We start from the raw sequence: 18,486 nt of genomic DNA, 5'->3' as shown, positions 1-18,486 counted from the left end.
CGACCGTAGCCGCTTGACCGGAGCGGGAAACTGGAGGGGAACCCCCGTCCACCTCGAAGGGACCACCATGCTCTTCTCGCGCCGCGCTGCGACCCTCCCGGCGCCGGGTGAGGCCCTCGCCGGCCGCCCCGAGCGCCCCTTCCACCTCTCCGAGCGCCACCTGGTGCTCGGCACCCCGCTGGTCACCGACGAGGTCCCCGAGGGCCTCGAGGTCGCCGTGTTCGGCCTCGGCTGCTTCTGGGGCGCGGAGGAGATCTACTGGCAGGTCCCCGGCGTCTGGTCCACCTCGGTGGGCTACGCCGGCGGCGAGACCCCCCACCCGTCCTACGAGGAGGTCTGCTCGGGCCGCACCGGCCACACCGAGGCGGTCCGCGTGGTCTACGACCCCACGAAGGTCGACTACGCGACGCTGGTCAAGACGTTCTTCGAGGTCCACGACCCCACGCAGGGCATGCGCCAGGGCAACGACGTCGGCACGCAGTACCGCTCCGCGATCTACACCACCACCCCCGAGCAGGTCGAGGTCGCCGAGCGACTGACCAAGGTCTACGGCGAGGAGCTCGCCCGCCGCGGCTACGACCCGATCACCACCGAGGTCGCGCCGGCGCCGCCGTACTACTACGCCGAGGACCACCACCAGCAGTACCTCGCCAAGAACCCCCACGGCTACCGCTGCCACGCCACCACGGGAGTCCCGTTCCCCACCGAGGGCTGAGCCGGCTTGGAGTCGGGGCACGACCGCGGGCCCGATTGTCGGCACGTCTCGATACGTTCGCGGACGTGAAGGAGACCACTCAGCTGCCGGTGTGGCTGGTTGTGGTGCTGACAGTCGTTCCGGCACTCATTGCAGGGGCATCCGCCGTGCTGGCTGCATGGCTGGCCGGCTCGCGAAAGGCAGCGAAGCAGCTCGACCAGTGGCGCCGGCGGGAGGAGACCATGCGTATCTTGCGCTGGGCTGCGGACAAGGCCACGGCAACGAGCGACGACGAGCGCCTCCTGGCGGTATCAGTGCTCGATGCGCTCGACCATTCCAAGCCCGCCATGCTCCAACCCGAGGACCAGGGCATCCTCGACGGCGTGCTCGACGCCGTGCTGTCCGATGCCACAGCCGTGGTCGAGGAGTACCCTGACGAAAGCGGGAACTACGACGTGGAGGTGGCCGACGATGGTTGATCGTCGCGTGCCTGGGCGGAGCGAGACCTTCGTCTCCCCTGCCGAGGTCAAGGCCGCTCAGATGAAGGTCCGCCGCATGCTGGAACGCGGGGAGGAACCGCCTGCCTCGCTCCTCGCGATCGCCAACGCCCGCGGGGACTTCTCGGCGGCAGGCGCTCAGCGCGCATGATCTCAGGGGCTCGGCGAACTGCGCGCAGTTCTCGGTCCCCCCAGCAGTACCTCGCCAGGAACCCCCACGGCTACCGCTGCCACGCCACCACGGGGTCCCCTTCCTCACCGAGGGCTGAGCCGCGTGGTCACCTCGGGCCTGGTCGACCTCGTCGAGCTGGTCGCCACGCGTTCCTGAGATTCCTCGCGCCGCCTGTCGTGTCCGTCGGTCCCCGTTCGTAGCGTGAGTGAGGGCGGGCACCGGGTCCGCCGCGGCCGAAGGAGCACCGATGCCCCAGTACCTCCTCTACTTCAACCAGCAGTGGGTGGGTGACCACTCCGAGGAGTGGTTCGCGAGCCGCGCCGCACCGGCCAGGGCGTGCGTCGAGGAGATGAAGGAAGCCGGGGTGTACGTCGTCGCCGGCGGCCTCGAGGAGGCGCCCCCGCTCGCGCACGCCGACCCGACGTCCGGGGAGACAGTCGTGACCGACGGTCCCTACGCCGAGACCAAGGAGTGGCTGGGCGGCTTCGCCCTGGTCGACGTCCCCGACGACGAGACCGCCAAGCACTGGGCGGGCAGGATCTCCGAGGCCTGCGGCTGGCCGCACGAGGTGCGGCGCTTCAAGTAGGGCGCCCCCGACGCCGGGCCGAGGACGACTAGCCCCCCGCACGCGCCTGCCGGACGTCCTGCTGCTCGAGCTGGAGCAGCCAGGCCGCCGCGCCCAGCTGCTCGTACGTCGCCCGCGCCAGCGAGCGCGCCTCCTCGGCCTCCTCGGCCCTCCCCTGCCGGGCGAGGGTGAGGGCGAGGTCGGCCCGGGTGCGGGCGAGGTGGACCGGTGAGCCCCACGCCTCGTAGTGCTCCATCGCCTCGCGCAGGCGCAGCTCGGCCTCGACCTGGTCGTCGCCGTAGCGGGCCTGCCAGGCACCGCGGAGCCGAGCGCGGTGCCCGCGCAGCGCCCGCGGCACGGCCACACGTGGTCCGCCCCCGAGCGCCAGCAGGTCGGAGTGCCCGGTGGGGAGCCCTGCCTCCAGCACCAGCTCGCACGCACCCTGGAAGACGGTCGGGAAGTCGTCGCCGAAGCCGATCACACTCATCAGGCGGCACGCCTCGATGGCGAGGTCGACGGACCTCTCCGGATCAGCCCGGTCCGCGGCCGTGAACGCCTCGCAGAGCCGGACCCAGGCCATCGTCTCGTCCTCGTCGAAGTCCGTCGTGGTCCCCTCCCACGGCGCCTCGAAGAGGCCTCGCACCGCCCGGGAGCGCAGCCCCCGGAACGCCGACATCATCGGGGCGAAGAACGGGAACTGCTCGCACATCTCCACGTGGCGGGCGTGGCCGATCGGCTCGCTCCACTCACCGAGGTGGAACCCGATGCTGAGGGAGTTGACCTCGGCCACGACCTGGTAGGTCCGGAAGCCGGTCTGCCGGGCCACCGACGCCATCTCCGCGGAGATGCCGGAGGCCGACGGGAGGTCCTCGGTCATCTCGAGGATCACCTGCTGCATGAGGCCTCGGCTCAGGTTGTCGGGCCTGCCCTCGGTGCGCGCCACCTCGACGGCCCGCGCGGCGAGCGGGGTCGCGACGGCAGGGAGGTCGCGGCCCATGTAGTAGGCGCTGAGCGACTGCAGGCCCACCGACAGGTCCCGTCCACCGGTCGCGGAGGAGATGCGCACCTGGGTCTCCGCGATCTCGCGGTAGTCCAGCCCGAGGGCGCGGCGCGCGAACAGCAGGGGCGGGGCGATCTCGAGCAACGCCTCGTCGGCGTCCTCACGCTCGAGCAGGCGCTCCCAGTGCGGCTCCGCCACCTCGAGGGTCGCGACGGGGTTCGGCTGGTTGTTGAGCGCCTGCGCGAGCGTGCCGACCGCGAGGCCCGCCGCCACGACGTCGCCGAGGTCCTCGAAGGCGGCGACGGCGCGCGTGGCGTGCTCCACCGCCTCGCCGATGACTCCCGCCCTGGTCAGGCTCGTCGCCAGCTCGGCCTCCACCTCCGCCGCCTCGCGGCCGGGGACCGCGTGCTCGCGGGCACGACGCATGTGGGCCACCGACTCGCCGCTGGCGCCCAGGTCCCGGGCGCGCGAGGCCGCGCGGCGCAGGTGCGTGACCGCCTGGTGGGTGAGCTCGGCCGCGTCCTCGTCGCCGGCCACGGCCTCGGCGGCGTCGAGGTAGTGCTGGGCGAGGATCGGGGCCAGCTCGGCGGTCGACTCGGTCTCGGACTCCAGCAGGGCGACCACGGCGAGGTGGGCGGCCTTGCGGTCGCGCCGCGACAGCGAGCCGTAGGCCACCTGCCGCACCACGTCCTGCACGAAGCCGTACTGCCCGTGCTCGGCCGACAGCCGGCTCGCCTCGAGGTCGAGGATCTGCGTGCGCACCAGCGCCGGCAGGACCTGGTCGAGGTCCACGCCCGGGCACAGCACCTGCAGCTCCTCGCGGCGGAAGGTCGCCCCGAGCACGCTGCCCATCTCCACGACCCGGCGCTGCTCCGGTGAGAGGGTGTCCAGGCGGGCCCCCACGAGGGCCTGCAGGGAGGCGGGGGCCCCGATGGCGTCGAGGTCCACCTCGTCGCCGGCGAGGACGTACTGCCCGCCGCGCGGCACGACCAGGTCGCGGTCGATCAGCGAGCGGACCGTCTCGACCGCGAAGAGCGGGACGCCGTCCGCTCGGGCGACGAGGCCGTCGCGCACCCCGGCCGGGATGCCCGCCACGAGCCCCTCCACCAGCAGCGTCATGTCACGGTCGCTGAGGGTGTCCAGGTGCAGGACCGTCACCCGCCGGTTGGTCGCGAGACCCGGGTGGGCCTCGAGCAGCGCCGGCCGTGCGAGGGCGAGCACGAAGCAGGGGAACGACGCGGTGGACAGCAGGTGCTCGAGGAACAGCACCAGCCCGTCATCGGCGTACTGCGCGTCGTCGAGCACCAGCACCAGGCCCGCGGAGTCGGCCGCCACCCGCTCGAAGAACCCGGTCCACGCGGTGAAGAGGTCCTCACGGGCGAACGAGTCACCGCCCGGGACCCCGAGGAGCGTCGCCAGCCGCGGACGCAGCCACGCCTGCTCCTCGGCATCGGGGACGTACGCCGTGAGGCCGTCGGCGAGCAGCCGCTCCGAGCTCGGGTCGGCCTCGTCGTCGCCGAGCGGCTGGCGCAGCCGGGCGCGCACCATGTCGGCGAGCGCGGAGTAGGCGACCCCCTCGCCGTACGCCAGGCAGCGGCCCTCGTTCCACGTCACCGTCGTGCTCAGCCCGTCGACGTACTTGAAGAACTCCCAGCCCAGGCGGCTCTTGCCGACACCGGGCTCCGCGCTGACCAGGGCGAGCTGGGGACGCCCGGACTCGAGCGTGGCGTGGAAGTGCTCCTTGAGCAGCCGCAGCTCGCGGTCACGGCCGGTCAGCGGCGCCTCGAGGCCGTCGGCCCGCTGGGACCCGCCGCGGGCGGCGACGACCGCACGCACCGACCACAGCGGCACCGGCTCGGCCTTGCCCTTGAGCGCGTGCGACCCGGCGTCGACGTAGGTGATCGACGACGACGTGAGCAGCCGCGTCGTCTCGTCGACCCAGACCTGGCCCGGACCGGCGACCGCCTGGACGCGGGCCGCGGTGTTGACCGGGTCGCCGGCGACCATGCCCTGACCCGTGGCGCCGACGGTCACCGCGACCTCGCCGGTGACCACGCCCACGCGCATGGACAGGCCCTCGACGCCGAGGTCGGCCCCCAGCGCGGCGACCCGGGCGGTCATCTCGAGACCGGCCCGGACGGCCCGCTCGGCGTCGTCCTCGTAGGCCGTCGGCACGCCCCACACCGCCATGACCGCGTCGCCGATGAACTTCTCGACCATGCCGTCGTAGTGGCCCACGATCGTGCGGCACTCGTCGAAGTAGCGGCTCAGCAGCTCGCGGACCTCCTCCTGGTCACGCGACTCCGACAGCGCCGTGAAGCCGACCAGGTCGCCGAAGAGCACGCTGGTGACGCGACGGGCGGCGACCGGGCCGTTGCCCTCGACGCGGGGTACGACGGGTGTCGCGCCGGCGACCGGGGTGCCGCACTCCGCGCAGAACTTCGCTCCCGGGGTGAGGGCGCTGCCGCAGGACGCGCATCCGGGAGGGGTCGTCGGGGTGCCGCACTCCGGGCAGAACCTCGCCCCTGCCGGGGTCTCGACCCCGCAGGCAGTGCACCGGTTCATCGCGCCACACCTCCGAGGACCGCCGGGTCGAGCTCGCTCGCCCAGGCGGTGGCACCGAGCCGGTCCAGCACGACGCCTGCCGAGGCGGCGGCCTCCGCGGCCTCCTCGACGCGGCCCTGCTGGTGGAGGGCCACCGCCAGCAGGGACTCGGACCGGGCGACGTGGACCGGTGACTCCCAGGCACGGTGGTGCTCCAGGGCCTCGCGCAGCGCGAGCTCCGCCTCCACGGGACGCCCCGCGTGCAGCTCCCACGCGCCCTGGAGCCAGGCGCGATGGCCGCGGAGGGCCCGGGGCAGGAGCATGCGCCGGCTGCCGATCAGCTCCAGGAGCGCCTCGTGACCCGAGCCCGCGGCCACCACGACCTCGCACGCCGCGGCGAACAGGAAGGGGAAGTCGTCGCCGAGGCCCAGCACGCTGATCAGCCGGCAGGACTCGACGGCCAGGGTCACCGCACGCTCGTCCTGGCCGGCGTCCTGGGCCAGGAGCGCCTCGCACATGCGCACCCAGGCCATCGTCTCGTCCTCGTCGATGACCGGCGGCTCGTCCGGCCAGGGCGCGACCACCGGCCGGCCGGACGCCCGGTCGACGAGACCCCGGACGCACCCGGCCATCGGGCCGAGGAACTCGTACTGCTCGCCCAGCTCGACCAGCTCCTCGTCGTCCGCGCGGGGCAGCTCGTCCCAGGCGCCCAGGTTGAAGCGCACGGTCATCGTGTTGATCAACGCGACCGCTCGCAGGCTCGCGAACCCCCCGAGCCGGCTCGCGGCGGAGCCCTCCTCAGCGGTCCGGAGCGCGGTGGGCAGGTGCTCGGTCATGTCGAGGATGACCTTGTTCACCAGGGCCCGGGCCAGCGTGTCCGTGCGCCCGGTCGACCGCGCGACCTCCACGGCCATCCCGCTCAGCGGAGCGGCGAGCGGCGTGAGGTCGCGGCCGATGAAGTAGGTGCAGAGCGCCTGGAGCCCGATGACCAGGTCGTTGCCCCCCGTCACCAGGCTGATCCGCAGCATCTCCTCGACCACGTCGCGGGTGTCCAGCCCGAGGGAACGCTGCGCGTAGTGGATGGCGGTGCCCAGGCGCAGCAGCGTGGCGTCGGCGTCGTCGCGCCCCTTGAGCCGCTCCCAGTGCGGCAGCGCGATCGTCAGCCCGTCCGAGGCGTTGAGCTGGTTGTTGAGCAGGAGTGCGTGCAGGCTCGCCGCGTAGCCGGCGGCGACGGGGTCACCGACCTCCTCGAAGTGCTCACCGGCAGCCACCGCCAACGTGATCGCCTCGGCGGACGAGCCGACGGCGAAGAGCGCCTCCGCGAGCGCAGACTGCACCTCGGCGGTCTCGCGACCCTCCCCCGCGTGCCGCAGCGCGACCTTGAGATGGGCCACCGCCTCCCCGGTGGCCCCCAGGGAGCCGGCGCGGGTGGCGGCCCGGCGCAGGTGCTCCACGGCCAGCCGGGTGAGCTGCTCGGCGTCGTCGGCGTCGGGGAGGGAGTCCGCGGCGTCGAGGTAGTGCTGCGCCAGGATCGGGGCGATCTCCTCGCGGGCGTCCTGCTCCAGCAGCGCGACGACGGCGAGGTGGGCGGCCCTGCGGTCACGCCGCGAGAGCGACCCGTAGGCCACCTGGCGCACGACGTCCTGCACGAAACGGAAGTGGCCGTGCTCGGCGGACAGCCGGCTGGACTCCACGTCGAGGATCTGCGTGCGCACGAGGGCGGGGAGCGCCTCGTCCAGGTCGACCCCCGGGCAGAGCACCGCGAGCTCGTCGCGTCGGAAGGTCGTGCCCAGCACGCTGCCCATCTCGACCACCCGCCGCTGCTCGCTGGACAGGGTGTCGAGCCGGGCGCTGACCAGGGCCTGCAACGAGGCCGGCGCGCCGATCCCGTCGAGGTCGACGTCCTCGGTGGCGAGGACGTACTGCCCTCCTCGCGGCACCACCAGGTCGCGGTCGATCAACGAGCGGACCGTCTCGACCGCGAACAGCGGCACGCCGTCGGCCCGGGCGACCAGGCCGTCCCGCACCGGGTCGGGGACGCCGGCCACCAGCCCCTCGACGAGGAGGGCGAGGTCCGCGGCGCTCAGGGTGTCCAGGTGCAGGACCGTCACGCGCCGGTTGGCCGGGAGACCGGGCTGGGCCTCGAGCAGGGCGGGCCGCGCGAGCGCGAGGACGAAGCACGGGAACGACGCCGTGGCCAGGAGGTGCTCGAGGAACAGCACGAGCCCGTCGTCGGCGTACTGCGCGTCGTCGAGCACGAGCACCAGGCCGGACGAGTCGGCCGCGACCCGCTCGAAGAACGCCGTCCAGGCCGTGAACAGGTCCTCGCGGGCGAACGCGTCCCCACCGGGTACGCCGAGCAGGGTCGCCAGCCGCGGGCGCAGCCAGGCCCGCTCGTCGGCGTCCGGGACGTAGGCCGACAGGCCGTCGGAGAGCAGGCGCTCCGGGCCCGGGTCGCCGTCGTCCTCCTCGAGCGGCACGCGCAGCCGGGCGCGCACGATGTCGGCGAGGGCGGAGTAGGCGACCCCCTCGCCGTACGCCAGGCAGCGGCCCTCGTTCCAGCGGACGGTCGTGCTCAGCCCGTCGACGTACTTGAAGAACTCCCAGCCCAGGCGGCTCTTGCCGACACCGGGCTCGGAGCTGACGAGCGTGAGCTGGGGGCGACCGGACTCCAGCGTCGCGTGGAAGTGCTCCTTGAGCAGCCGCAGCTCGCGGTCCCGGCCGACCAGCGGCGCCTCGAGCCCGTCGGCCCGCTGGGCACCTCCGCTCGCGGCGACGACCGCGCGCACCGACCACAGCGGCACCGGCTCGGCCTTGCCCTTGAGCGCGTGCGAGCCGGCGTCGACGTAGCTGATCGACGACGACGTGAGCAGCCGCGTCGTCTCGTCGACCCAGACCTGTCCCGGCCCCGCGACCGACTGGACGCGGGCCGCGGTGTTGACCGGGTCGCCCGCCACCATGCCCTGCCCCGTCGCTCCGACGGTCACCGCGACCTCGCCGGTGACCACGCCCACGCGCATCGCCAGACCGTCGAGCCGCAGGTCGGAGCCCAGGGCCGCGACCCGGGCGGTCATCTCGAGACCGGCCCGCACCGCCCGCTCCGCGTCGTCCTCGTAGGCCGTCGGCACCCCCCACACCGCCATGACCGCGTCACCGATGAACTTCTCCACCGTGCCGCCGTAGTGCCCGACGATCGTGCGGCACTCGTCGAAGTAGCGCCCGAGGAGCTCGCGCACCTCCTCCTGGTCACGCGACTCCGACAAGGTCGTGAACCCGACCAGGTCGCCGAACAGCACGCTGGTCACCCGTCGCGACGCGACCGGGGCGGCCATCGGCTCACGCGCGGCGCCGGCGGCCACCGGGGCCCCGCACTCGCCGCAGAACTTCACCCCGGGCGCCAGCGTGGTCCCGCACGCCGAGCACGCGGCCGGGGCCAGCCGCGCGCCGCACTCGCCGCAGAACTTCGTGCCGGACGGGCACTCCGTGCCGCACGCCGTGCACCTGACCATCCCGACCCCCAGGCTCAGGCCGCGGTCACCCCGCGGCCACTGGGGACATCATGACCTTTCCCGAGGTCAGCGGGCCAGGAACGCGAGCAGGTCCTGCCGAGTCACCACACCGACCGGCTTGCCGTCCTCCTGCACCAGCAGCGCGTCCGCGCCGGTCAGCAGGTCCATCGCCTCCTCGACCGGGGCGCTCGCGCCGACCGACGGCAGCGGCTGGTCCATGTGCTTCTCCACCGGGTCGTTGAGCCGCGCCTCGTGGTGGAACAACGCGTCCAGCAGGGCCCGCTCCGAGACCGACCCGGCCACCTCGGCCGCGACGATCGGGGGCTCGGCGCGGACGACCGGCATCTGCGAGACGCCGTACTCCTGGAGGATCGCGATCGCCTCGGCGATCGTCTCCTGCGGGTGGGTGTGCACCAGGTCGGGCAGGCGCCCGTCCTTGCCCCTCAGCACCTCGCCGACGGTCTTGCCGCCGGTGTCCCCGAGGAAGCCGTAGCGCCCCAGCCACTCGTCGCTGAACACCTTGGCGAGGTAGCCGCGGCCGGAGTCGGGCATCAGCACGACGATGACGGCGTCCTTGCCCTCCTCGGTGCCCGCCAGCTCCTCGGCCAGGCGTACGGCGGCGTGCACGGCCATGCCGCTCGAGCCGCCGACCAGCAGCCCCTCCTCGCGGGCGAGGCGGCGGGTCATGGCGAACGAGTCGGCGTCCGAGACCTCGATGATCCGGTCGGCGACGTCGCGGTCGTAGGCGTCGGGCCAGAAGTCCTCGCCGACGCCCTCGACCAGGTAGGGCCGACCCGTGCCGCCGGAGTAGACCGACCCCTCCGGGTCGGCGCCGACGACCTTCACCTCGGGGTTCTGCTCCTTGAGGAAGCGACCCGTGCCCGAGATCGTGCCGCCGGTGCCGACGCCGGCGACGAAGTGGGTGATCCGCCCGTCGGTCTGCCGCCAGATCTCCGGGCCGGTGTCCTCGTAGTGCGAGCGCGGGTTGTGGGGGTTGGAGTACTGGTCGGGCTTCCAGGCTCCCTCGATCTCGCGGACCAGCCGGTCGGAGACGTTGTAGTAGGAGTCCGGGTGCTCCGGGGGCAGCGCGGTCGGCGCGACGACCACCTCGGCGCCGTACGCCCGCAGGACGTTCTGCTTGTCCTCGCTGACCTTGTCCGGGCAGACGAAGACGCACGTGTAGCCGCGCTGCTGGGCGACCATCGCGAGCCCGACGCCGGTGTTGCCCGACGTCGGCTCGACGATGGTGCCGCCCGGCCTCAGCTCGCCGGAGGCCTCGGCGGCGTCGATCATGCGGGTGGCGATCCGGTCCTTCACCGACCCGCCGGGGTTGAGGTACTCCACCTTCGCCAGCACGAGCGGCCCCTCCTGGGGCGCGACGTGCCGCAGCCGCACGAGGGGGGTGTTGCCGACGAGGTCCAGGATCGAGTCCGCGTAGTCCACGTCCGCGAGTCTAGGAAACGCCCGCAGCGCCGCTCACTCGGCGGCGCAGGGCACGCCGAGGGCGCCGAGCCGCTCGGCCCCGCCGTCGAGCGCGGTGAGCACCCAGACGCCGTCCTCGGTGAGCGCGCAGGTGTGCTCGGCGTGAGCCGCCCAGGACCCGTCGGCGGTGACGACGGTCCACTCGTCGTCGAGCAGCGCGGTGCGGGGGCTGCCGAGGACGACCATCGGCTCGATCGCCAGCGCCAGGCCGGGGACGAGCCGCGGGCCGCGCCGTGGCCGGCCGACGTTGGGCACGTCCGGCGGCATGTGCATCGCGCTGCCGATCCCGTGACCGGTGTAGTCCTCGACGACGCCGTAGGCTCCCTGCGCGCGCACGTGGGTCTCCACCGCGTGGGAGATGTCGCCGACCCGCGCCCCGGCCCGGAACGCCGCGATGCCGGCCCACAGGGCGTCCTCGGTGACCCGGAGCAGCTCCTCCACGGCTGGGGCGACCTTGCCGACGGGCACGGACACCGCCGCGTCGCCGTGCCAGCCGTCGACGACCGCCCCGCAGTCGATCGAGATGACGTCGCCGTCCTGCAGCACCCGGTTGCCCGGGATGCCGTGGACCACCTCGTCGTTGACCGAGGCACAGATCGTGGCGGGGAACGGCGGCTCGCTGTAGCCCTTGAACGACGGCACGCCGCCGGCACCGCGGATGGTCGACTCCGCCAGGGCGTCCAGCTCGGCGGTGCTCACCCCGGGGCGTACGGCGTCGCGCAGGGCCGCCAGCGTCTGCGCGACCAGCAGCCCCGCAGGACGCATCTGCTCGATCTGGGCGGGAGTCTTGAGCTCGATCCCGCGGTCACCCCACACGCGTGCCGCGCCGGGTCAGGCGGTGAGCTGCTCGAGCTCGTTGAAGATGCGGTGGGAGACCACGTCGATCTCGCCCATGCCGTCCACCGAGACCACCATGCCGCGCTCCTCGTAGACCTTGATCAGCGGCTCGGTCTGCTCGGCGTAGACCTCCTGGCGCCGACGGATGACCTCCTCGGTGTCGTCGGCCCGGCCCTCGACGTGGGCGCGCTGCAGCAGCCGCGCGACCAGCTCGTCCAGGTCGGCGGTCAGCACGACCACCGCGTCGAGCGCGACGTCGAGGTCCTTGAGCATCCCGTCGAGCTCGTCGACCTGGGCCAGCGTGCGGGGGTAGCCGTCGAGCAGGAAGCCCGGACGGCAGTCCGGCAGGCCGAGCCGGTCGCGCACCATCGCGTTGGTGACCTCGTCGGGGACGTACTCCCCGGCGTCCATGTAGCGCTGTGCCTCACGGCCGAGCTCGGTGCGTCCGGCCACGTTGGCGCGGAAGATGTCACCGGTCGAGATCGCAGGGATCGAGAAGTGGGTCGCGATGACCTTGGCCTGCGTGCCCTTGCCCGCCCCCGGGGGGCCCATGAGGATGAGTCGCATCAGCGGAGGAACCCTTCGTAGTTGCGCTGCTGGAGCTGGCTCTCGATCTGCTTCACCGTGTCCAGCGCGACACCGACCATGATGAGGATCGAGGTGCCACCGAAGGGGAAGTTCTGGTTCGCACCGACCACCGCGAGCGCGATGAGCGGGATGAGAGCGATGAGACCGAGGTACGTCGCTCCGGGAAGGGTGATCCGGGACAGGACGTAGTTGAGGTACTCCTCGGTCGGCTTGCCTGCCCGGATCCCGGGGATGAAGCCGCCGTACTTCTTCATGTTGTCGGCGACCTCGACGGGGTTGAACGTGATCGCGACGTAGAAGTAGGTGAAGAAGACGATCAGCCCGAAGAAGATCAGCATGTAGATCGGGTGGTCGCCCTTGACCAGGTGGCCGCCGATCCACTGCGTGATCGGGCTGGTCTGGCTGCGGTCGAACTGGGTCGCCAGGGCCGGGAGGTAGAGCAGGCTCGAGGCGAAGATGACCGGGATGATGCCGGCCTGGTTGACCTTGAGCGGGATGTACGTCGACGAGCCGCCGTACATGCGCCGGCCCACCATGCGCTTGGCGTACTGCACCGGGATGCGGCGCTGGCCCTGCTCCATGAAGATGACGGCCGCCATGATGATCAGGCCGATCACCACGACCATGGCGAACACGCCCCAGCCCTTGCGCTGCTGCAGCGCCCAGAGGGAGGCGGGGAAGGTCGCGACGACCTGGGTGAAGATCAGGATCGACATGCCGTTGCCGATGCCGCGGTCGGTGATGAGCTCGCCGAGCCACATGATGACGGCGGTGCCCGCGGTCATCGTGACGACCATGATGATCATGGTCTGGATGTTGTTCTTGTAGAGCAGGTCCTGGTCGCACTGGAGCAGCTGCCCCGCGCGGGCCAGCGCCACGATGCCGGTCGCCTGGAGGATCGCCAGGGCGAGCGTGAGGTAGCGGGTGTACTGGGTGATCTTGGTCTGGCCGGCCTGCCCCTCGTTCTTGAGGGCCTCGAGCCGCGGGATCACCACGACGAGCAGCTGCAGGATGATGCTCGCGGTGATGTAGGGCATGATCCCCAGCGCGAACACGGTGAGCTGGAGCAGCGCTCCACCCGAGAACAGGTTGACCAACCCGTAGATGCCGTCGTTCTCGACCTGGGAGACGCACTCCCGGACGTTCGCGACGTTGACGCCCGGCGACGGGAGCTGCGAGCCGACCCGGAAGATCACGATGATCCCGATGACGAACAACAGCTTGCGCCGGAGGTCAGGCGTGCGGAACGCGTTCACGAATGCGCCTAGCACCAGGTCCTCATTTCTTTACGGGCTCACACGGCCCCGGGAAGCCTAACAGGGGCTCGGGCGCTCCCTTCGGGTGTACGCGAAGAGAGCGACCGGCCCCTGTGTCGACTGGGTCGGACGAGGTCAGAGCGCGGTGGCGGAGCCGCCGGCGGCCTCGATCTTGTCCTTGGCCGAGGCCGAGAACGCATGGGCGGTCACCTGGACCGCCGAGGTGATCTCGCCGGTGCCGAGGACCTTGACGGGGTGCCCGTCACGGACGGCGCCCTTGGCGACCAGGCTGTCCACGGTGACCTCGCCACCGTCGGGGTAGAGCGCGCTCAGGCGGTCCAGGTTGACGACCTGGAACTCGACCTTGAACGGGTTCTTGAAGCCCTTGAGCTTGGGCAGGCGCATGTGGAGCGGCATCTGGCCACCCTCGAAGGACGCCGGCACCTGGTAGCGGGCCTTGGTGCCCTTGGTGCCACGACCCGCGGTCTTGCCCTTGGAGGCCTCACCGCGACCCACACGGGTCTTCGCGGTCTTGGCACCGGGGGCGGGCCGCAGGTGGTGCAGCTTGAGCGGCTTGGGGCTGGTGTTGTCAGCCATGTCAGTCGACCTCCTCGACGGTCACGAGGTGACGCACGGTGTGGACCATGCCCCGGATCTCGGGACGGTCCTCCTTGGTGACCACGTCACCGATCCGCTTCAAGCCGAGCGAGCGCAGGGTGTCGCGCTGGTTCTGCTTGCAGCCGATCGACGAACGGGTCTGCTTGACCTGGAGAGCCATCAGGCCTTCGCCTCCTCGCGTGCCTTGAGCAGCGCGGCCGGGGCGACGCGCTCGACCGGCAGCCCGCGGCGAGCGGCGACGGCCTCCGGCTCCTCGAGGCCCTTGAGGGCCGCGACGGTCGCGTGCACGATGTTGATCTGGTTGGACGAGCCGAGCGACTTGCTCAGCACGTCGTGGATGCCGGCGCACTCCAGGACGGCGCGCACCGGACCACCGGCGATGACACCGGTACCGGGGGCGGCCGGTCGCAGGAGCACGACGCCGGCGGCCTTCTCGCCCTGCACCGGGTGCGGGATGGTGCCCTGGATGCGGGGCACACGGAAGAAGGCCTTCTTGGCCTCCTCCACGCCCTTGGCGATGGCGGCCGGCACCTCCTTGGCCTTGCCGTAGCCGACGCCGACCATGCCGTCACCGTCGCCGACGATCACCAGGGCGGTGAAGCTGAAGCGTCGACCGCCCTTGACGACCTTGGCGACGCGGTTGATCGCGACGACCCGCTCGATGTAGGCGTTCTTGTCGGGGGCCTGACCTCCGCGTCGGTCGTCACGACCACCGCGACGGTCACCACCACCGGTACGGCGCTGGGATCCGCTCATGATTGTTCGTCCTTCCTTCGCGTCAGAACGCGAGGCCGCCCTCGCGGGCGCCGTCGGCGAGGGCCGCGACGCGGCCGTGGTACTTGTTGCCGGCGCGGTCGAAGACCACGCCCTCGATGCCGGCCGACTTGGCCCGCTCGGCGACGAGCTCGCCGACCTTCTTGGCCTTCGCCGACTTGTCACCCTCGAAGCCGCGCAGGTCGGCCTCCATGGTGCTGGCGTAGGCCAGGGTGCGGCCGACACCGTCGTCGACCACCTGTGCGGTGATGTGCTTCGACGAGCGGGTGACGACCAGGCGCGGCCGCTCGGCGGTGCCGGAGAGGCGCTTGCGTCCCCGGACCTGGCGGCGCAGCCGCGAGGCCACGCGGCCCCGGGTGTGCTTGCCCTGCTTGAGCGAGATGGCCATCGTCACTTACCAGCCTTTCCGACCTTGCGCCGCACGACCTCGCCGGCGTAGCGGACGCCCTTGCCCTTGTAGGGCTCGGGCTTGCGCAGCTTGCGGATGTTGGCCGCGACCTCACCGACCAGCTGCTTGTCGATGCCGGCGACCCCGAGCTTGGTCGGGCTCTCGACGGCGAACGTGATGCCCTCGGGGGCGTCGAAGATGATCGGGTGCGAGTAGCCGAGCTGGAACTCCAGCTGGGTCGGACCCTTGGACAGGACGCGGTAGCCCACGCCCACGATCTCGAGCTTCTTCTCGTAGCCCTCGGTCACACCGGTCACCATGTTGGCGATGAGCGTGCGGGTCAGGCCGTGACGGGCACGGGACTCGCGCTCGTCGTCGGGACGCGACACCGCCACGGTGCCGTCGTCGTTCTTCGCCACCGTGATCGGTCGCACGACCGTGTGGGTGAGCGTGCCCTTGGGGCCCTTCACCGTGACCTGACGGTCCTCGAGGGTGACCTCGACACCGGAGGGGACCGGGATGGGGAGCTTGCCAATACGCGACATGTTCTGCTTCTCCTCTCTCAGTCCGTCGTCACCAGACGTAGGCGAGGACTTCCCCACCCACGCCCTTCTGGTTGGCCTGGCGGTCGGTCAGCAGGCCCTGGCTGGTGGAGATGATCGCGATGCCGAGGCCGCCGAGGACCTTGGGCAGGCCGCTGGCCTTGGCGTAGACGCGCAGGCCGGGCTTGCTGATCCGGCGGATGCCGGCGATCGAGCGCTCACGGGTCGGGCCGTACTTGAGGGTCAGGGTCAGCGTCTTGCCGACGGCACCCTCGGGGGCGTCCTGCACGTCGAAGGAGGTGATGTAGCCCTCCTGCTGCAGGATCTCCGCGACGCCCTGCTTCAGCTTGCTGTAGGGCATCGTCACGGAGTCGTGGTACGCCTGGTTGGCGTTGCGCAGACGCGTGAGCATGTCTGCGATCGGGTCGGTCATCGTCATGGGACCGAAGGTCCTTTCTCGTCGTGGTTTCCCGTCAGGGACCTACGACTTCTCGTGCTTCGCGGCCGGTTCTCGCGAACGCGGCCAGGGATCGGGGGTTTCCGGGGGCGCAGCCCCCGGAGGTTCACCAGCTGGACTTGGTCACACCGGGCAGCTCGCCGCGGTGGGCCATCTCGCGCAGGCAGATCCGGCACAGGCCGAACTTGCGGTAGACGGCCTTGGGGCGGCCGCAGCGCTGGCAGCGGGTGTAGCCGCGCACCGCGAACTTGGGCTTGCGGGCGGCCTTGACCTTGAGGGCAGTCTTCGCCATCAGTTGTTCTCCTTGAACGGGAAGCCCAGCGCCTTGAGCAGCGCACGACCCTCGTCGTCGTTGGTCGCGGTGGTGACCACGGTGATGTCCATGCCGCGGGAGCGGTCGATCCGGTCCTGGTCGATCTCGTGGAACATGACCTGCTCGGTGAGACCGAAGGTGTAGTTGCCCTGGCCGTCGAACTGCCGGTCCGAGAGGCCGCGGAAGTCGCGGATGCGGGGCAGCGCGAGCGACAGGAGACGGTCCAGGAACTCCCACATGCGGTCGCCGCGCAGCGTGACGTGCGCGCCGATCGGCATGCCCTCGCGCAGCTTGAACTGCGCGATGGACTTGCGGGCCTTGGTGACCTGCGGCTTCTGGCCGGTGATCTGGGTCAGGTCGCGGACCGCACCCTCGATCAGCTTGGAGTCACGAGCAGCCTCGCCGACACCCATGTTGACCACGATCTTGGTCAGGCCGGGCACCTGCATGACGTTGGCGTGGCCGAACTGCTGGTGCAGGGCCGGGAGGATCTCCTCGCGGTACTTCTGCTTGAGCCGGGGCGCGGTGCGCGTCGACTGCTCGGTGGCGGTGTCGGTCATCTCAGATCTCCTCACCGGACTTGCGCGACACGCGGACGCTGCGCTGGGCGGTGTACGTCGAGCCGTCCGGCCGGCGCTTGTCGACGTCGACCCGCTTGAAGCCCACCCGGGTGGTGTTCTTGCCGGCGACCAGCATCACGTTGGACACGTGGATCGCGGCCTCCCTGGTGACGATGCCGCCGGTGTTGCCCGCGCGGCCGCCCTGCTGGAGCACCTTGGTGTGCTGCTTGACGAGGTTGACGCCCTCGACGACGACGCGGCCGGTCTCGCGGTCGACCGCGATGACCTTGCCCTCGGCGCCCTTGTCCTTGCCGGCGATCACCTTGACGGTGTCGCCCTTCTTGATGTTCAGGCTCTTGGCTGACTTGTGGCCCATGAGTCAGAGCACCTCCGGCGCGAGCGAGATGATCTTCATGAACTTCTTCTCGCGCAGCTCACGGCCGACGGGACCGAAGATGCGGGTGCCTCGCGGCTCCCCGTCGTTCTTCAGGATCACGGCGGCGTTCTCGTCGAATCGGATGTAGGAACCGTCGGGACGGCGGCGCTCCTTGACGGTGCGCACGACCACGGCCTTGACCACGTCGCCCTTCTTGACGTTGCCGCCGGGGATCGCGTCCTTGACCGTGGCGACGATGATGTCGCCGATGCCGGCGTAGCGGCGCCCCGAGCCACCGAGCACGCGGATGCAGAGGATCTCCTTGGCACCCGTGTTGTCGGCGACCTTGAGTCGCGACTCCTGCTGGATCATTTCGCCTTCTCCAGGATCTGCACGACACGCCAGCGCTTCGTCGCCGAGAGCGGGCGGGTCTCCATGATCTGCACGCGGTCACCCGCACCGCACTCGTTGGCCTCGTCGTGGGCCTTGAGCTTGCTGGTGCGACGCATGACCTTGCCGTACAGCGCGTGCTTGACGCGGTCCTCCACCAGGACGACCACGGTCTTGTCCATCTTGTCGCTCACCACGAGACCGGTGCGCACCTTGCGGGGCGGACGAGCCTCGGTCGAGTCAGTCGTGCTCACGTTCGTACCCTCACTCATGCCGCACCGCCCGGCGTCTGACGGATCCCCAGCTCTCGCTCACGCACCACGGTGTAGATGCGGGCGATGTCGCGCTTGACCGACCGGAGCCGGCCGTGGCTCTCCAGCTGGCCGGTGGCCGACTGGAAGCGGAGGTTGAACAGCTCCTCCTTGGCCTCGCGGAGCTTGGTCTCCAGGTCCACGTTGCTCATGTCGTCGAGCTCGTGGGCCTTCACGGAGTTGTTGGCCATCAGAAGTCACCACCCTCACGTGACACGAAACGGCACTTCATCGGGAGCTTGTGCATCGCGCGGCGCATGGCCTCGCGGGCCACGTCCTCCGACACGCCGGACAGCTCGAACATGACGCGGCCGGGCTTGACGTTGGCGATCCACCACTCGGGCGAGCCCTTGCCGGAACCCATGCGGGTCTCGGCCGGCTTCTTGGTCAGCGGGCGGTCGGGGTAGATGTTGATCCACACCTTTCCGCCACGCTTGATGTGCCGGGTCATGGCGATACGGGCCGACTCGATCTGGCGGTTGGTCACGTAGTGACCCTCGATCGCCTGGATGCCGAAGTCGCCGAACGCCAGCGTGGTGCCGCCCTTGGCCGCGCCACGGCGGTTGGGGTGGTGCTGCTTGCGGTGCTTGACCCTACGGGGCATCAACATGGC

Annotated in this window: 23 protein-coding genes; 4 read left to right on the top strand and 19 right to left on the bottom strand. The window is 71.2% G+C overall.

Annotated elements, in window-relative coordinates; all coding sequences use genetic code 11:
• Window positions 1–67: 67 nt before the first annotated feature.
• The 4 genes from msrA (at window position 68) to J2S63_RS12730 (ending at window position 1,949) form a co-directional block, all read left to right on the top strand.
• A complete protein-coding gene (gene msrA, locus J2S63_RS12745) occupies window positions 68–715 on the top strand; it encodes a peptide-methionine (S)-S-oxide reductase MsrA (RefSeq protein WP_310302751.1) in 648 nt (215 codons plus the stop codon).
• Window positions 716–780: 65 nt separating this feature from the next.
• Complete coding sequence (locus tag J2S63_RS12740; RefSeq protein ID WP_310302748.1) at window positions 781–1,173, top strand: hypothetical protein; 393 nt, start codon at window positions 781–783, stop codon at window positions 1,171–1,173.
• A gap of 7 nt (window positions 1,174–1,180) precedes the next feature.
• On the top strand, window positions 1,181–1,342 hold the full coding sequence (locus J2S63_RS12735) for a hypothetical protein (protein ID WP_310302745.1): 162 nt from the start codon (window positions 1,181–1,183) through the stop codon (window positions 1,340–1,342).
• A 268-nt stretch (window positions 1,343–1,610) separates the two neighbouring features.
• Complete coding sequence (locus J2S63_RS12730) at window positions 1,611–1,949, top strand: YciI family protein (RefSeq protein WP_310302742.1); 339 nt, start codon at window positions 1,611–1,613, stop codon at window positions 1,947–1,949.
• Window positions 1,950–1,977: 28 nt separating this feature from the next.
• Here J2S63_RS12730 and J2S63_RS12725 read toward each other — a convergent pair whose 3' ends face one another.
• The 19 genes from J2S63_RS12725 to rplP form a co-directional block, all read right to left on the bottom strand.
• Window positions 1,978–5,493: an adenylate/guanylate cyclase domain-containing protein gene (locus tag J2S63_RS12725; protein WP_310302739.1), complete on the bottom strand. Its 3,516-nt coding sequence runs from the start codon at window positions 5,491–5,493 to the stop codon at window positions 1,978–1,980.
• Window positions 5,490–8,981, bottom strand: coding sequence for an adenylate/guanylate cyclase domain-containing protein (locus tag J2S63_RS12720; protein WP_310302736.1), 3,492 nt, complete (start codon window positions 8,979–8,981; stop codon window positions 5,490–5,492). Before J2S63_RS12720 ends, J2S63_RS12725 begins: the two co-directional genes overlap by 4 nt.
• Before the next feature lie 66 nt (window positions 8,982–9,047).
• Complete coding sequence (locus tag J2S63_RS12715) at window positions 9,048–10,424, bottom strand: cystathionine beta-synthase (RefSeq protein ID WP_310302733.1); 1,377 nt, start codon at window positions 10,422–10,424, stop codon at window positions 9,048–9,050.
• A 33-nt stretch (window positions 10,425–10,457) separates the two neighbouring features.
• On the bottom strand, window positions 10,458–11,279 hold the full coding sequence (map, locus tag J2S63_RS12710; RefSeq protein ID WP_310302729.1) for a type I methionyl aminopeptidase: 822 nt from the start codon (window positions 11,277–11,279) through the stop codon (window positions 10,458–10,460).
• Window positions 11,280–11,294: 15 nt separating this feature from the next.
• On the bottom strand, window positions 11,295–11,867 hold the full coding sequence (locus tag J2S63_RS12705; protein WP_310302726.1) for an adenylate kinase: 573 nt from the start codon (window positions 11,865–11,867) through the stop codon (window positions 11,295–11,297).
• Window positions 11,867–13,159 (bottom strand): preprotein translocase subunit SecY, encoded by a 1,293-nt coding sequence (secY, locus tag J2S63_RS12700; RefSeq protein WP_310302723.1) that lies wholly within the window; start codon window positions 13,157–13,159, stop codon window positions 11,867–11,869. The genes J2S63_RS12705 and secY overlap by 1 nt, the downstream gene beginning before the upstream one ends.
• A gap of 120 nt (window positions 13,160–13,279) precedes the next feature.
• Entirely contained in the window at window positions 13,280–13,741 is a 462-nt protein-coding gene (rplO, locus tag J2S63_RS12695) for a 50S ribosomal protein L15 (protein WP_310302719.1), read from the bottom strand.
• A gap of 1 nt (window position 13,742) precedes the next feature.
• A complete protein-coding gene (rpmD, locus tag J2S63_RS12690; protein WP_374725114.1) occupies window positions 13,743–13,922 on the bottom strand; it encodes a 50S ribosomal protein L30 in 180 nt (59 codons plus the stop codon).
• Window positions 13,922–14,518: a 30S ribosomal protein S5 gene (gene rpsE / locus J2S63_RS12685; protein ID WP_310302717.1), complete on the bottom strand. Its 597-nt coding sequence runs from the start codon at window positions 14,516–14,518 to the stop codon at window positions 13,922–13,924. Before rpsE ends, rpmD begins: the two co-directional genes overlap by 1 nt.
• Window positions 14,519–14,540: 22 nt before the next feature.
• Window positions 14,541–14,924 carry a 50S ribosomal protein L18 gene (gene rplR / locus J2S63_RS12680; protein WP_310306689.1) on the bottom strand — a complete coding sequence of 128 codons (384 nt, stop codon included), beginning with the start codon at window positions 14,922–14,924 and terminating at the stop codon, window positions 14,541–14,543.
• Between the two features lie 2 nt (window positions 14,925–14,926).
• The gene (rplF, locus tag J2S63_RS12675; protein WP_310302713.1) at window positions 14,927–15,469 is read right to left on the bottom strand and encodes a 50S ribosomal protein L6; all 543 of its coding nucleotides are present in this window, start codon (window positions 15,467–15,469) and stop codon (window positions 14,927–14,929) included.
• 28 nt (window positions 15,470–15,497) lie between these two features.
• Window positions 15,498–15,905, bottom strand: a complete 408-nt coding sequence (gene rpsH / locus J2S63_RS12670; protein WP_310302711.1) for a 30S ribosomal protein S8 — start codon at window positions 15,903–15,905, stop codon at window positions 15,498–15,500.
• 124 nt (window positions 15,906–16,029) lie between these two features.
• Entirely contained in the window at window positions 16,030–16,215 is a 186-nt protein-coding gene (locus J2S63_RS12665) for a type Z 30S ribosomal protein S14 (RefSeq protein ID WP_011757321.1), read from the bottom strand.
• Window positions 16,215–16,796 (bottom strand): 50S ribosomal protein L5, encoded by a 582-nt coding sequence (gene rplE / locus J2S63_RS12660; protein WP_310302708.1) that lies wholly within the window; start codon window positions 16,794–16,796, stop codon window positions 16,215–16,217. Before rplE ends, J2S63_RS12665 begins: the two co-directional genes overlap by 1 nt.
• Before the next feature lies 1 nt (window position 16,797).
• Window positions 16,798–17,172 (bottom strand): 50S ribosomal protein L24, encoded by a 375-nt coding sequence (gene rplX, locus J2S63_RS12655; protein WP_310302705.1) that lies wholly within the window; start codon window positions 17,170–17,172, stop codon window positions 16,798–16,800.
• A 3-nt stretch (window positions 17,173–17,175) separates the two neighbouring features.
• The gene (gene rplN / locus J2S63_RS12650; protein WP_310302702.1) at window positions 17,176–17,544 is read right to left on the bottom strand and encodes a 50S ribosomal protein L14; all 369 of its coding nucleotides are present in this window, start codon (window positions 17,542–17,544) and stop codon (window positions 17,176–17,178) included.
• A complete protein-coding gene (gene rpsQ / locus J2S63_RS12645) occupies window positions 17,541–17,834 on the bottom strand; it encodes a 30S ribosomal protein S17 (protein ID WP_310302700.1) in 294 nt (97 codons plus the stop codon). Before rpsQ ends, rplN begins: the two co-directional genes overlap by 4 nt.
• A complete protein-coding gene (gene rpmC, locus J2S63_RS12640; protein WP_310302697.1) occupies window positions 17,831–18,064 on the bottom strand; it encodes a 50S ribosomal protein L29 in 234 nt (77 codons plus the stop codon). Before rpmC ends, rpsQ begins: the two co-directional genes overlap by 4 nt.
• The gene (gene rplP / locus J2S63_RS12635; RefSeq protein ID WP_310302694.1) at window positions 18,064–18,483 is read right to left on the bottom strand and encodes a 50S ribosomal protein L16; all 420 of its coding nucleotides are present in this window, start codon (window positions 18,481–18,483) and stop codon (window positions 18,064–18,066) included. Before rplP ends, rpmC begins: the two co-directional genes overlap by 1 nt.
• Window positions 18,484–18,486: the final 3 nt, after the last annotated feature.

Origin of the sequence: Nocardioides marmoribigeumensis, from assembly GCF_031458325.1 — a bacterium.
Taxonomy (GTDB): Bacteria; Actinomycetota; Actinomycetes; order Propionibacteriales; family Nocardioidaceae; genus Marmoricola_A; species Marmoricola_A marmoribigeumensis.
The sequence above is the reverse complement of the archived record's forward strand: the minus strand, read 5'-3'. Positions and strand labels throughout refer to the sequence as shown.